Origin of the sequence: Serratia sp. N21D137 (assembly GCF_047530005.1) — a bacterium.
Taxonomy (GTDB): domain Bacteria; phylum Pseudomonadota; class Gammaproteobacteria; order Enterobacterales; family Enterobacteriaceae; genus Chania; species Chania fonticola_B.
On sequence record NZ_JBLJAJ010000010.1, the window covers coordinates 140,611 to 154,778 of the forward strand.

Sequence of the window (14,168 nt, forward strand, 5' to 3'; positions counted from 1 at the left end):
TTCCCCTGTCTCTTTCAGCCTGCTGGCTGAAAATTAATCTGCATCGTATCCCAGATTCGGGGCCAGCCAGCGCTCTACGTCACCGATCTTCATCCCCTTACGCTGCGCGTAGTCTTCGACCTGATCGCGCTGGATCTGGGCCACGGCAAAGTACTTGCTTTGCGGATGGCTGAAATACCAGCCGGATACCGCTGCCCCAGGCCACATGGCGAAGGATTCGGTCAGTTCCATGCCGGTATGGCGGTTAACGTCCAGCAACTGCCAGATCTCCGCTTTTTCGGTATGTTCTGGACAAGCAGGATAGCCGGGGGCCGGGCGAATACCTTGATAATTCTCACGGATCAGCTCTTCGTTACTCAGGTTTTCATCGGCGGCAAAGCCCCAGTGCAGCTTGCGCACCTGCTCGTGCAGGTATTCGGCAAAGGCCTCTGCCAAACGATCGGATAACGCTTTGACCATGATCTTGTTGTAGTCGTCATGCTTGGCATCATAGGCCGCCGCCAAAGCATCCTCTTCCAAGCCGCCCGTGACTGCGAATGCGCCAAAATAGTCGGCTTTGCCGCTGCTTTTCGGGGCCACAAAGTCGGCCAGACAGTAGTTAGGGAAATCGGTCTTTTCCGTTTGCTGACGCAGATGACGGCTGACCACCAGCACCTCTTCACGGCTTTCATCCCGGTAGACTTCCACATCATCCCCGACGCGGTTGGCCGGGAACAGACCATAGACACCACGCGGGTTGAGGCTACCGTTAGCGGCCAGCATATCCAGCATTTCGTTGGCATCCTGGAACAGGCGCTTGGCCTCTTCCCCTACCACTTCATCCTCCAGAATGCGCGGATACTTGCCCGCCAGTGACCAGGTCATAAAGAACGGCGTCCAGTCGATATAGTGACGCAGCGTGTCAATGCTGGCCTCAACCGGGAACACACCAAGTTTGTTCGGCACCGGAGGCTGGTAGTTTTCCCAGTCCAGCACCAAGGCGTTATCCCGTGCCTGTTGCAGGCTGACCGGCGGCGTACGCGGTTTTTTACGCCCGTGCTGGATACGCACAGTTTCGTACTCTTTGCGGGTACGGGCGACAAACTCGTCCCGCTGAGTGTCTGACAGCAGCGCCGCAACCACACCAACGGTACGCGAGGCGTTCTGCACGTAGGTAGTCGGGCCGCTGTAGTTCTGCTCAATCTTCACTGCGGTATGAGCCTTGGAGGTGGTTGCCCCACCGATCAGCAGCGGTAGGGTAAAGCCTTGGCGTTCCATCTCTTTTGCCACGTTGACCATTTCGTCCAGTGACGGGGTGATCAGGCCAGACAGACCGATAATATCCACGTTCTGTTCGCGGGCGGTTTTCAGGATCTTGTCCGTCGGCACCATCACGCCCAGATCGATAATTTCGTAGTTGTTACATTGCAGCACCACGCCGACGATGTTTTTGCCGATGTCGTGCACGTCGCCCTTCACCGTCGCCAACAGAATTTTCCCGGCGGTGGTGCCCTTCTGTTTGCTGGCCTCAATGTAAGGTTCGAGATAGGCCACCGCCTGCTTCATCACGCGGGCCGATTTCACTACCTGCGGCAGGAACATTTTGCCCTCGCCGAACAGGTCACCTACCACGTTCATACCAGCCATCAGTGGCCCTTCGATCACTTCGATCGGGCGATCCGCCTGCTGGCGCGCTTCTTCGGTGTCTAACTCGATAAATTCGGTAATACCTTTAACCAGCGAATACTCCAGACGCTTCACTACCGGCCAGCCGCGCCATTCGGCCTGCTGCACCGCCACTTCATTGTCTTTGCTACCCCGGTATTTCTCCGCCAGTTCCAGCAGGCGCTCGGTACCATCCTGACGGCGGTTGAGCACCACATCCTCAACGGCTTCACGCAGTTCGGTGCTGAGATCGTCATAGATCGCCAACTGCCCGGCGTTGACGATCCCCATATCCATGCCGTTGCGAATGGCGTGATACAGGAACACCGCGTGGATCGCTTCACGCACCGGATCGTTGCCACGGAACGAGAAGGAGACGTTGGACACACCGCCGGAAATCATCGCATGCGGCAGGTGGGTTTTGATGTCGGCACAGGCTTCAATAAAGTCGACGGCATAGTTGTTATGCTCTTCGATACCGGTGGCAACGGCAAAAATGTTCGGGTCAAAAATGATATCTTCCGGCGGGAAACCCACGCGCTCGGTCAGGATCTGGTAAGCACGGCGGCAAATCTCAAATTTGCGTTGGCGAGTATCTGCCTGACCAACTTCATCGAAGGCCATCACCACCACGGCGGCACCGTAGCGGCGCACCAGTTTGGCATGGTGGATAAAGGCTTCTTCGCCCTCTTTCATCGAGATCGAGTTGACGATGCCTTTACCCTGAATGCATTTCAGGCCCTTTTCGATCACGCTCCATTTGGAGGAGTCGATCATGATCGGAACACGGGCAATATCCGGCTCACCGGCAATCAGGTTGAGGAAACGCACCATCGCCGCTTCGGCGTCAAGCATCCCTTCATCCATGTTGATGTCGATGATCTGGGCGCCGCTCTCCACTTGTTGGCGGGCCACGGCCAGCGCCTCGTTATATTTTTCTTCTTTAATCAACCGCTTGAATCGGGCCGAGCCGGTAACGTTAGTACGCTCCCCCACGTTGACGAACAGCGATTTGGCATCAATATTCAGCGGTTCCAGGCCGGAGAGGCGGCAAGCTACCGGTAACTCTGGTAACTGCCGTGGCGGTACGCCCTCGACCGCTTTAGCCATCGCGGCGATATGCGCCGGAGTGGTGCCACAGCAGCCACCGATGATATTGAGGAAACCGGCGTGCGCCCATTCGCCCACCTGTTTGGCCATCTCTTCGGCATCGAGATCGTATTCACCAAAGGCATTGGGTAAACCGGCGTTTGGGTGAGCAGTAACATAGCTTTCAGAGATGCGAGACAACTCCGCCACGTATTGGCGTAACTCATCCGGGCCGAGCGCACAGTTCAGGCCAAAGGTCAGCGGCTTAACGTGACGTAGCGAGTTGTAAAACGCTTCCGTAGTCTGGCCGGAAAGGGTGCGGCCAGAGGCGTCGGTGATGGTGCCGGAAATCATGATCGGTAAGGTCACGCCCAGCGCTTCAAATTCGGTTTCGACCGCAAAGGCCGCCGCTTTGGCATTCAGGGTATCGAAGATGGTTTCGATCATGATCAGATCGACGCCCCCTTCCACCAGCGCACGGGTTGATTCGCGATAGGCCTCTACCAATTGGTCAAAAGAGACATTACGGAAGGCCGGATCGTTAACGTCAGGGGAAATGGAGGCAGTACGGTTGGTTGGGCCCAGTACGCCAGCAACGTAGCGCGGTTTTTCCGGGGTGCGTGCCGTCCATTCATCAGCACAAGCGCGCGCCAGCAAAGCGGCCTGGTAGTTAATTTCGGCGGACAGCGACTCCATATGGTAGTCGGCCATCGCGATAGTGGTCGAGTTGAAGGTGTTGGTTTCGAGGATGTCGGCCCCCGCCTCCAGGTAACCGTTGTGGATCGCAGTGATCACCTCCGGCTTGCTTAACACCAGCAGGTCGTTATTGCCTTTCAGATCGCTTTGCCAATCGGCAAAACGCTCACCGCGGTAGTCTGCCTCCTCCAGCCGATAGCTCTGGATCATGGTGCCCATACCGCCGTCCAACACTAAAATACGCTGCGATAGCTGCTGACGCAGTTGTTCCACTCGATTTATCACTGTAGCCCCTTCACACCCGATTATCCGCCCGACGACTTATTACCCCACATCCCAATGTTGTAGCGGCACGGCACGCTGCGCCCGTCATGCATCCTGCAACTTGAAAGATGGAGGGTCTGACATCCTAGCACAGGTTATGGCGGCAAAGATGCGAGCGGGTATTGAGAGTTTTTCAGGTTCGCCGAACAACAGATCCGATGAGCGGAGAAGCAACTTGCAATTCACACTCAAAAAACGAAAATGAATTCCATCATACGGAAAGCACAAGGTGAATCATGGCCACTCCCGTTCCCGCCAAACGCGGTAAAAAACCCCGCGCCGCCGCACCCGCTACCAGCACGGCGACCGGCCAGGTCCAGTCATTGACCCGTGGCCTGAAACTATTGGAATATATTGCCGAAGCGCAGGGCAACGTAGCGCTGACCGATCTGGCCCAGCAAGCCGGGTTGCCCAACTCCACCACCCATCGCCTGCTGACGACCATGCAACAGCAGGGGTTTGTCCGTCAGGTGGGCGATCTTGGACTGTGGACCATGGGAGCACATGCGTTTGTGGTGGGCAGCAGCTTCCTGCAAAGCCGTAACCTGCTGGCGATGGTGCACCCAACGCTGCGCCGCCTGATGGAAGAGTCGGGGGAAACGGTCAATCTGGCGGTGATGGACAAAGCCGAGGATCAGGCAGTGATTATCGATCAGGTTCAATGCACCGCGTTGATGCGCATGTCAGCCCCGATTGGCGGCAAGCTGCCGATGCACGCCTCTGGCGCTGGCAAAGCCTTTCTGGCCAGCATGCAGGACGATGAGGTAACCCGGCTGCTGCATAAAAAAGGCATGCACACCTATACCCCACACACGCTCACGCCACATAACCTGAAAGAAGGGTTGGCGGTGATCCGCAAGCAGGGGTTCTCGTTCGACGATGAAGAGCATGCCCTGGGCCTACGCTGTCTGGCTGCCTGCATCTTTGATGAACACCGCGAAGCCTTTGCCGCCATCTCCATCTCCGGCCCGGTATCACGCATTACCGACGATCGCGTTACCGAACTGGGTGCGCTAGTGATCCATGCGGCAAAAGAAATCAGCCTGGAGTACGGCGGCGTACGGTGATTAGACGGGCGCAGCATTGCGCCCTAAGCCCTGAGCAAATTCCCGCTGTTATTTTTCTGTATCGCGCTGTAGAGACTTTGTTTCGCCTCCCGCGAAAAGTATGAATTCGATCACAATTAGCGATCTTGCCACCGAAAGCCGATTGCAACCTTTGGCGCTTCCCCTGACAATGTTACCGATAACATGTTACCGGTAACAATCATTCGTAAAATAATATAGCCGCAGCAGACTATGACTCGCAGGTGGGGGAACCAAACCATGATCAATAATCAGAATCGTGTTTACGTCATTATGGGCGTATCCGGCAGCGGCAAGTCCGCCGTCGCCAATGCCGTAGCCCAACGGCTATCCGCCAACTTTCTGGACGGTGACTTTCTCCATCCACGCTGCAATATCCAGAAAATGGCCTCAGGCGAACCGCTCAATGACGACGATCGCGCACCATGGTTGGCCGCCCTGAACGACGCGGCTTTCGCTATGCAGCGTACCAATGCGGTCTCGATCATCGTCTGCTCTGCACTGAAAAAACATTATCGCGATCGGCTGCGTGCCGGTAATGACAATCTGTCATTCATCTATCTGCACGGCGACTTCCCGGTGATCGAGGCTCGGCTGGCTGCCCGCAAGGGGCATTTCTTCAAACCCCAAATGCTGGTCACCCAGTTCGCCACGCTGGAGCAGCCGGGCCAAGATGAAATTGACGTCCAGGCCATCGATATCGATCAGCCACTGGATGCAGTGATTGCCGACACTGTGCGGCATATCCAGAGTTTCCAACCACAAGAAGCCTGCGCATAACGAGATGTTCTGAACGACATAACTGGCCCTCGCCGCGCGCATTAGGGCTGCATTGTGAGGATGATATGATTAACAGCACCCTGGCACGTGTAACACAACGCATTATTGAACGTTCAAAAGAGAGCCGAGCTGCCTATCTGGCACGTATTAGCGCAGCCCGCACGCAGACGGTACACCGCTCGCAGCTAGCCTGTGGCAACCTGGCCCACGGTTTTGCCGCCTGCCAGCCCGACGATAAAGCCGCCCTGAAAAACATGGTGCGCAGCGATATCGCCATCATCACCGCTTACAACGATATGCTTTCTGCCCACCAGCCTTATGAAAGCTATCCACAGCGGCTAAAGCAGGCGTTACACAGCGTTGGCGCCGTTGGCCAGGTCGCAGGTGGTGTGCCAGCAATGTGCGACGGCGTGACACAGGGACAGGACGGCATGGAGCTGTCGTTGATGAGCCGCGATGTGATAGCCATGTCCGCAGCCATCGGCCTTTCCCATAACATGTTCGACGGCGCATTGTTTCTGGGTATCTGTGACAAGATTGTGCCAGGGCTGGTAATGTCCGCCTTGTCCTTCGGCCATTTGCCTGCCGTATTTGTGCCTGCCGGGCCGATGAGCAGCGGCCTACCTAATAAAGAGAAAGTACGTGTGCGCCAGCTGTATGCCGAGGGCAAAGCCGATCGCCACGCGCTGCTGGAAGCCGAGGCCGCCTCTTATCATGGCGTTGGTACCTGCACCTTCTACGGCACGGCCAACACCAACCAGATGGTGATGGAAGTGATGGGCCTGCATCTGCCCGGAGCCTCTTTCATTCATCCAGACACGCCACTGCGCGATGCGCTCAATGATGCCGCCGCTCGCCAAGTCACCCGCCTGACAGAAACCGCCGGTAATTACCTGCCGATAGGCCAATTGGTGGATGAAAAAGTGGTGGTTAACGGCATCGTATCGCTCCTGGCCACCGGGGGCTCCACCAACCTGACGATGCATATGGTAGCCATGGCTCGCGCAGCGGGCATCATCATCAACTGGGACGACTTCTCTGAGCTTTCCGATGCAGTGCCACTGCTATGCCGCATCTACCCCAACGGCCCGGCGGATATCAACCAGTTCCAGGCGGCGGGCGGTGTGCAATTGGTCGTGCGTGAGCTGTTGAACAACGGCCTGTTGCATCAGGATGTGCATACCGTCACCGGTTTCGGCCTGGAGCGCTACACTCAGGAGCCTTGGCTGGACAATGGCCAGTTGGCCTGGCGCAACGGGGCAGCAAGTTCGCTGGACGCTAACGTGATTGCCAGCATAGCCAAACCGTTCAAGCACCATGGCGGCACCAAGGTGCTGGCCGGTAATCTGGGCCGTGCGGTGATGAAGACGTCTGCGGTGCCTGCCGAAAATCAGATTATCGAAGCCCCAGCGGTCGTATTCGAAAGCCAGCACGATATCGTCCCCGCCTTCGAAGCAGGCAAACTGGATCGGGACTGCGTGGTGGTCGTGCGTTTCCAGGGGCCACAGGCCAATGGCATGCCTGAACTGCATAAGCTGATGCCACCGCTTGGGGTATTGATGGATCGCGGCTTCAAGGTGGCGTTGGTGACCGATGGCCGCCTGTCCGGCGCTTCCGGCAAGGTTCCTTCGGCGATCCATGTCACCCCGGAGGCGTACACCGGCGGTATGCTGGCCAAAGTACAAAGCGGCGATATGATCCGGGTGAATGGACACACCGGCGAGCTGCAACTGCTGGTCGCCGAAGCAGAGCTGGCCCAGCGCATTCCCTATCAACCCGATCTGAGCGGTGAAAGGAACGGCTGTGGCCGTGAGCTGTTCAGCGCGTTACGCAGCCAGCTTTCCGGGGCCGAACAGGGCGCCTGCTGCATCACGTTTTAATCCTGACCATGGCCCAGCCTGCTGGGCCTGCTATCAGCCAGCCTGCGCGTACCCCGAAGGTAGCCTCTGGCTGAAACGCCGCTTTTTACGGTAGGCAAACACATCCTCGACGTGCCCCTCCTTGATACGCTGCTGTAACCCTCGCCAGTAGTCCGCTTCAAACAGATCGCTGTGCATCTCCTCAAAGACCTTGCGGATGCGCCGGTCGCCACACAGGAAATGGCGGAACTCTTCGGGGAAAACATCGTTAGGTGAAATGCTGTACCAGGGTTCGCTGGCCAGTTCATCTTCCGGGTAGCGCGGCGGCGGGATATTACGGAAGTTCACCTCGGTCATGTAGCAAATCTCGTCGTAATCGTAAAACACCACGCGCCCATGGCGCGTCACGCCGAAGTTTTTGAACAGCATATCGCCAGGGAAGATATTGGCCGCAGCCAGCTGTTTGATCGCATTACCATATTCTTCAATGGCGTCATGCATTTGCCGTTCGTCTGCCTGCTCAAGATACAGATTTAACGGCGTCATCCGCCGCTCCATATACAGATGCTTGATGACCACCCGATCGCCGAGATCTTCCAGCTTTTCCGGCACCTCGCGCTGCAACTCCGCGAGCAATTGCGGGCTGATGCGTGCCTTGTCCACCACAAAATTCTCATATTCCTGGGTATCGGCCATCCGCCCGACGCGGTCGTGCTCTTTTACCAATTGGTAGCAGGCCATCACCTGCGCCTGCGTAACCTCTTTCTGCGGCGCAAATTCGTCTTTGATCACCTTGAATACCCGATCAAACGACGGCAGCGTAAACACCAGCATCACCATGCCTTTCACGCCCGGCGCAATAATGAATTGCTCCTGCGACTGCGCCATAAAATTCAGGTATTCACGGTAGCATTCGGTTTTACCATGCTTTTGGCAGCCGATCGCCATATACAGTTCGGCGGTGGTCTTGCCCGGCAGGATCTCCCGCAGCCACTCAACCATCGCCGCTGGCAACGGGGCATACACCATAAAGTAGGAACGGGCGAAGCCAAACACGATGCTGGCTTCGGCCTTGCTGGTCAGGCAGGTATCAATAAATAACGCGCCAGACTCGCTGTGGTGGATCGGCAACAGGAACGGGTAAACCCCGTCGGCCACCCGCAGCTTACCGACCAACCAGGCCGCCTTATTACGGTAGAACAGCTCATTGCCGATTTGAAACGTTGCTGCAGCTAGCTGATGGGAGCTGAAGGTCTGTAGTAAGGCTTGGGTGATATAACGAATATCACGTGGCAGATCTTCCCACGGCAGGCGCAAAGGCAAGTCGGTCAACAGGCTATGCAGCATGGCTGCCAAATCACCGTTGGGGGTAAAATCACGTGCCAACGGCCTGGGAATATCGCGAAAGCGCCGTTCGGGTTGCGAGCTGAAAACGAACAGCTTGTCCGGGGTTAAATCCCGATGTTTGAACAGCCGACAGTAAACCGAATTAAAGAAGCTTTCGGCAATCTCAAAACGCGGGTAGTCGGGCAACAGTTCGGTATAAACCGCCTTCACCCTATTAGGGAAATCCGCATCGTAATATTTCTGCCCGGTGATGCATTTCAGTTGCTCTACCACCAGACCGACGTGGTGATCGTAAAGATGGATACGTCGTTTCATCGCCTGTTGTACGGCGGGCCAGTCTGCCTGCTCAAAACGCTGCTGCGCTCCGGCCGTGACTTCAAGAAAGCGGCCATATTGCGCATCAAAGCCCTGCAGGATCGTCTGTGCAATCAACAGCTCCAGTTTTTCCGCCATCTTTGCCTCTGCCATTCAGGAATGAAACCAGAGCCTGGCGCCATGCCAGGCCCCTTGGGGATCAGAACTGCTGTTCTTCGGTGGAACCGGTCAGTGCCGTTACCGAGGAAGCGCCCCCCTGAATAATGGTGGTTACCTTATCGAAGTAGCCGGTCCCCACCTCCTGCTGATGCGAAGCAAAGGTGTAGCCACGCTCGACTGCGGCAAATTCCGGCTGCTGCACTTTTTCAACATAGTGCTTCATGCCTTCGCCACGCGCATAAGCATGTGCCAGATCGAACATGTTGAACCACATGCTGTGGATACCGGCCAGCGTGATGAACTGGTATTTGTAGCCCATGGCGGACAGTGCATCCTGGAAGCGGGCGATAGTCTGATCGTCCAGGTTCTTCTTCCAGTTGAACGACGGTGAGCAGTTATAGGCCAACAGCTTGCCCGGGAACTTGGCATGGATCGCATCGGCAAAGCGTTGAGCTGCTTCAAGATCCGGCGTTGAGGTTTCGCACCACACCAGATCGGCATAAGGGGCATAAGCCAAGCCACGGCTGATGGCCTGCTCAATACCAGCATGGGTGCGGTAGAAACCTTCGGCGGTGCGTTCGCCAGACACAAAGGCACTGTCATACGGATCGCAGTCGGAGGTCAGCAAATCCGCCGCATCGGCATCGGTACGGGCAATCAACAGGGTTGGCACACCGAGAACGTCAGCCGCCAAGCGCGCCGCAACCAGCTTCTGGATAGCTTCCTGGGTCGGTACCAAGACCTTGCCGCCCATATGGCCACACTTCTTCACTGCCGCCAGTTGGTCTTCAAAATGTACCCCGGCCGCACCGGCTTCGATCATCGCCTTCATCAGTTCAAAGGCATTCAGCACGCCGCCAAATCCGGCTTCAGCATCCGCCACGATCGGCAGGAAGTAATCGGTATAGCCTTTGCTGCCGGGTTCAATCTGGTTTGCCCACTGGATCTGATCCGCCCGACGGAAGGTATTATTGATGCGCTCAACCACCGTCGGGACAGAGTCGACCGGATACAGTGACTGATCGGGATACATGGCAGCAGCGGTATTGGCATCAGCCGCTACCTGCCAACCGGACAGATAGATCGCTTCGACACCGGCTTTCGCCTGTTGCAGCGCCTGGCCACCGGTCAGCGCCCCAAGGCTGTTCACGTACCCTTTGCGGGATTTGCCATGCAGCAGTTCCCAGAGTTTCGCTGCACCGTTTTGCGCCAACGTGCAAACCGGATTGACCGAGCCACGCAGGTTGATCACGTCTTCGGCGCTGTAAGGGCGGGTGATGCCCTCCCAGCGTGCTGATTTCCATTCCTGTTCCAGCTGTTGGATCTGTTGGGTACGAGAGGTCGTCATATTTTTATCCTTTTCAATACTGTAGGGTTAAAGGTCAGGAACGGTTTCAGGCCAGTAATTCGTAGCCGGGTAAGGTCAGGAAATCGATTAATTCATCTTGCGTGGTGATACGCTCCATCAGCTGTGCCGCCTCTTCGAAGCGGCCTGCGTGATAACGCGCTTCACCCAGTTCTTTACGAACGACCTGCATCTCTTCCTGCAGCATCTGGCGGAACAGGGTTTTGGTTACCTGTTGGCCATTGCTGAGGCTTTTCTCGTGATGGATCCACTGCCAAATTGAGGTACGTGAAATCTCGGCAGTAGCGGCATCTTCCATCAGGCCATAAATCGGTACGCAGCCATTGCCGGAGATCCAGGCTTCAATGTATTGCACCGCTACGCGGATATTGGCGCGCATGCCGGTTTCGGTACGCTCACCGTCACACGGTTCCAGCAGTTGCGCCGCCGTGATAGGTGCATCATTCTCACGCAGCACCTCTAGTTGATTCTGCCGCTCCCCCAGGATACGGTTGAACACTTCCATCACCGTATCGGCCAAACCTGGATGTGCCACCCAAGTCCCGTCATGGCCATTGGTCGCTTCCAGTTCTTTATCCGCACGCACCTTGCCCAACACCACCGCGTTTTGCTCGGCGTCTTTGCTGGGGATAAACGCCGCCATACCCCCCATCGCAAAAGCACCGCGGCGGTGGCAGGTCTTGATGAGCAAGCGAGAATAAGCACTGAGGAAAGGCTGGGTCATAGTGACGGACTGACGGTCCGGTAGCACCCGATCGCCATGGTTCTTCAGCGTTTTGATATAGCTGAAGATGTAGTCCCAACGGCCACAGTTCAGCCCGACGATATGATCGCGCAGGTGATACAGGATCTCGTCCATCTGGAATACCGCAGGCAGGGTTTCAATCAATACCGTGGCCTTGATGGTGCCGCGCGGCAACCCGAAGCGATCCTCGGTAAAGCTAAAGACTTCACTCCACCAGGCAGCCTCCTGCCAGGACTGGGTTTTCGGCAGGTAGAAATACGGGCCGCTGCCTTTTGCCAGCAGTTGGCGATAGTTATGGAAGAAATAGAGTGCAAAATCGAACAACCCGCCAGGGATCGCTTCCCCCTGCCACTGCACGTGTTTTTCCGGCAAATGCAGGCCACGTACGCGGGCAATCAACACCGCCGGGTTGGGTTTGAGCTGGTAAATTTTGCCGGCTTCATTGGTGTAAGAGATGGTGCCGTTGACCGCATCATGCAGGTTGATCTGCCCGTCGATAACCTTGTCCCAGCTGGGTGCCAGTGAGTCTTCAAAGTCGGCCATAAACACTTTGACGTTGGCATTGAGGGCATTGATCACCATTTTGCGTTCAACCGGACCGGTAATCTCAACCCGACGGTCGCGCAAGTCAGCGGGAACGCCGCGGATCTGCCAGTCACCCTGCCGAATGGAATCCGTTTCCGAAATAAATCCAGGCAGCTCGCCACGATCGATTTTCTCTTGCCAGCTGGCGCGTGCCGCCAACAGTTTGTTGCGTTGCGGCGTAAATTTCCCCACCAGTTCAGCCAGGAACTCGACCGCGTCATCCGTCAGTATCTGCCGCTCTGCAGAGCCGAAAGCCTGTGTAAACGCTAATTCTGTGCCTACCATCTGTTGCGTCATTGTCTTGATCCTTTCCATCATTCCACGCCGCCATTGCAGGCCAGGGGAAGCATTGTTGTCGGAAATCGGGTGAAAAAAAGACCGCCAACTGGTCAGATGTCATCCCGCAGGATCCTAGAATAACCAACAAAAATTAAAAATCAAAAACGATTTCCATTTTTTTAAAAAATATTTTATTAACCTTTTATTATCAATTGATTAGATTATTTATCATTTATAGCTAACCAGGAAACCGGTTCCATTACGATAAAGGAATGCCGGTAATACATTGTTTTTAAATAAGTTATCGATGCTGAAACGTTGCAGGTTTGGCAGGAAAAACGGCAGGGTAAACCAGGGCGGCCTCGATTCAGCCACCCGGTGCAGAGAAAAATGTTACTCGAGGGTAGGATTCATATGACGCAGATCGAACGGCGTGATCTGGTAAACGTAGTAGTTCAACCAGTTGGAAAACAGCAGGTGACCATGGCTTCGCCATGAAGCTGCGGGGGGCAATTCGGGGTTGTCATCGGGGAAATAATTTAGCGGTACGCTCGGGTTGAGGCCTGCATCGTTATCACGACAATACTCACCCGCTAGCGTCAGGGCGTCATATTCCGGATGCCCGGTGACAAAGGCCATGCGCTTATCCTTGGTAGCGAACAGATAGGCGCCAGCCAGTTCTGATTCAGCCAGGATATCCAGATCGGTGTACTGCCGCAGGATCTCGGTTGGGAAATCAGCATAGCGGGAGTGAGGAGCCAGAAAGGTTTCATCAAAACCTCGGGTCAGCAAGGCATGTTGGTGCAGCGTACGATGCTGGTACACTCCGGAGAGCTTCACCTCACGCGTCTTCTTTGGAATGCCGTACAGGATGTTTAGCGCGGCCTGCACTGCCCAGCAGACAAACAGGGTTGAAGTCACATGATCCTTGGCCCACTCGATCACTCGCTCGATCTGCGGCCAATAGGCAACATCACAGAAGTCCACCAGGCCCAGCGGAGCGCCAGTGACGATCAGCCCGTCAAAGTTCTCATTCTGGATATCTTCAAAGTTACAGTAGAAATTATTCAGGTGCTCCGTGGGCGTATTCTTCGACTCACGGCTATCGATGCGCAGTAGCTGAATATCGATCTGCAATGGCGAGTTGGAAAGCAAACGCAGAAACTGGTTTTCCGTTTCGATCTTTTTCGGCATCAGGTTGAGGATAAGTACCTTTAACGGCCTGATTTCCTGTGTTTTTGCGCGTGAGGATGTCATGACAAACACGTTCTCATTACGCAAGAAATTGACCGCAGGTAACTCATCAGGAACACGAATCGGCATTGCTTACCCCTCACACATCCGTTTATACGTTTAGACTTCTAGATGCCCGAAGATAGCGCTTTTTTAGCGTCATGTCGAGGATTCAACGGGAAGGTGAAAATGTTTCATCGCCAGGCTGTCAGCCAGTATGGGGAATTTCAAACCGCACAAAAGCAAAAAGGCCATCCTTGCGGATGGCCTCTTGGCTTAATTGATGCTTGGCAGTGTCCTACTCTCGCATGGGGAGACCCCACACTACCATCGGCGCTACGGCGTTTCACTTCTGAGTTCGGCATGGGGTCAGGTGGGACCACCGCGCTATTGCCGCCAAGCAAATTCTTTTGATTCTTTTTTCTGCCGAACTTCTAAACCACTTAAATAAAGTGGTGCTGATACCCAGAGTCGAACTGGGGACCTCACCCTTACCAAGGGTGCGCTCTACCAACTGAGCCATATCAGCACGCTAATTTGATGCCTGGCAGTGTCCTACTCTCGCATGGGGAGACCCCACACTACCATCGGCGCTACGGCGTTTCACTTCTGAGTTCGGCATGGGGTCAGGTGGGACCACCGCGCTATTGCCGCCAGGCAAA

At 55.5% G+C, this 14,168-nt stretch carries 8 protein-coding genes, 1 tRNA gene and 2 rRNA genes; 3 read left to right on the forward strand and 8 right to left on the reverse strand.

The genetic code is table 11. From position 1 onward, the window contains the following. Positions 1 to 33: 33 nt before the first annotated feature. Positions 34 to 3,714: a methionine synthase gene (gene metH, locus ACMV5H_RS10805; protein ID WP_209529607.1), complete on the reverse strand. Its 3,681-nt coding sequence runs from the start codon at positions 3,712 to 3,714 to the stop codon at positions 34 to 36. Positions 3,715 to 3,989: 275 nt separating this feature from the next. Here metH and iclR point away from each other — a divergent pair, with 275 nt between their 5' ends. From iclR to edd, 3 genes are all read left to right on the forward strand, one after another. Then, positions 3,990 to 4,820, forward strand: a complete 831-nt coding sequence (iclR, locus tag ACMV5H_RS10810) for a glyoxylate bypass operon transcriptional repressor IclR (RefSeq protein WP_024484007.1) — start codon at positions 3,990 to 3,992, stop codon at positions 4,818 to 4,820. Between the two features lie 258 nt (positions 4,821 to 5,078). Beyond that, positions 5,079 to 5,618: a gluconokinase gene (gene gntK, locus ACMV5H_RS10815; RefSeq protein WP_179253874.1), complete on the forward strand. Its 540-nt coding sequence runs from the start codon at positions 5,079 to 5,081 to the stop codon at positions 5,616 to 5,618. Positions 5,619 to 5,683: 65 nt separating this feature from the next. Continuing rightward, positions 5,684 to 7,498, forward strand: coding sequence for a phosphogluconate dehydratase (gene edd, locus ACMV5H_RS10820; protein ID WP_414821815.1), 1,815 nt, complete (start codon positions 5,684 to 5,686; stop codon positions 7,496 to 7,498). A 33-nt stretch (positions 7,499 to 7,531) separates the two neighbouring features. On the opposite strand, the gene aceK is transcribed toward edd, so the two are convergent. The 7 genes from aceK to rrf (ACMV5H_RS10855) all read right to left on the reverse strand — a co-directional run bounded on the left by aceK (position 7,532) and on the right by rrf (ACMV5H_RS10855) (position 14,164). Next, positions 7,532 to 9,277, reverse strand: a complete 1,746-nt coding sequence (gene aceK / locus ACMV5H_RS10825) for a bifunctional isocitrate dehydrogenase kinase/phosphatase (protein WP_059201908.1) — start codon at positions 9,275 to 9,277, stop codon at positions 7,532 to 7,534. 61 nt (positions 9,278 to 9,338) lie between these two features. Beyond that, entirely contained in the window at positions 9,339 to 10,646 is a 1,308-nt protein-coding gene (gene aceA / locus ACMV5H_RS10830; protein WP_021180852.1) for an isocitrate lyase, read from the reverse strand. A gap of 46 nt (positions 10,647 to 10,692) precedes the next feature. Then, positions 10,693 to 12,291, reverse strand: a complete 1,599-nt coding sequence (gene aceB / locus ACMV5H_RS10835; protein ID WP_059199049.1) for a malate synthase A — start codon at positions 12,289 to 12,291, stop codon at positions 10,693 to 10,695. Positions 12,292 to 12,666: 375 nt separating this feature from the next. Beyond that, positions 12,667 to 13,596: a homoserine O-acetyltransferase MetA gene (gene metA / locus ACMV5H_RS10840; protein WP_059199050.1), complete on the reverse strand. Its 930-nt coding sequence runs from the start codon at positions 13,594 to 13,596 to the stop codon at positions 12,667 to 12,669. A 195-nt stretch (positions 13,597 to 13,791) separates the two neighbouring features. After that, positions 13,792 to 13,907, reverse strand: a 5S ribosomal RNA gene (gene rrf, locus ACMV5H_RS10845). Positions 13,908 to 13,959: 52 nt separating this feature from the next. Continuing rightward, a tRNA-Thr gene (locus ACMV5H_RS10850) sits at positions 13,960 to 14,035 on the reverse strand. 13 nt (positions 14,036 to 14,048) lie between these two features. After that, a 5S ribosomal RNA gene (gene rrf / locus ACMV5H_RS10855) occupies positions 14,049 to 14,164 on the reverse strand. Positions 14,165 to 14,168: the final 4 nt, after the last annotated feature.

Bases quoted from the DNA above. Each gene is read 5' to 3' on its own strand.
- iclR (WP_024484007.1), top strand. From the start codon at position 3,990: ATGGCCACTCCCGTTCCCGCCAAACGCGGTAAAAAACCCCGCGCCGCC.
- gntK (WP_179253874.1), top strand. From the start codon at position 5,079: ATGATCAATAATCAGAATCGTGTTTACGTCATTATGGGCGTATCCGGC.
- edd (WP_414821815.1), top strand. From the start codon at position 5,684: ATGATTAACAGCACCCTGGCACGTGTAACACAACGCATTATTGAACGT.
- aceK (WP_059201908.1), bottom strand. From the start codon at position 9,277: ATGGCGGAAAAACTGGAGCTGTTGATTGCACAGACGATCCTGCAGGGC.
- aceA (WP_021180852.1), bottom strand. From the start codon at position 10,646: ATGACGACCTCTCGTACCCAACAGATCCAACAGCTGGAACAGGAATGG.
- aceB (WP_059199049.1), bottom strand. From the start codon at position 12,291: ATGACGCAACAGATGGTAGGCACAGAATTAGCGTTTACACAGGCTTTC.
- metA (WP_059199050.1), bottom strand. From the start codon at position 13,596: ATGCCGATTCGTGTTCCTGATGAGTTACCTGCGGTCAATTTCTTGCGT.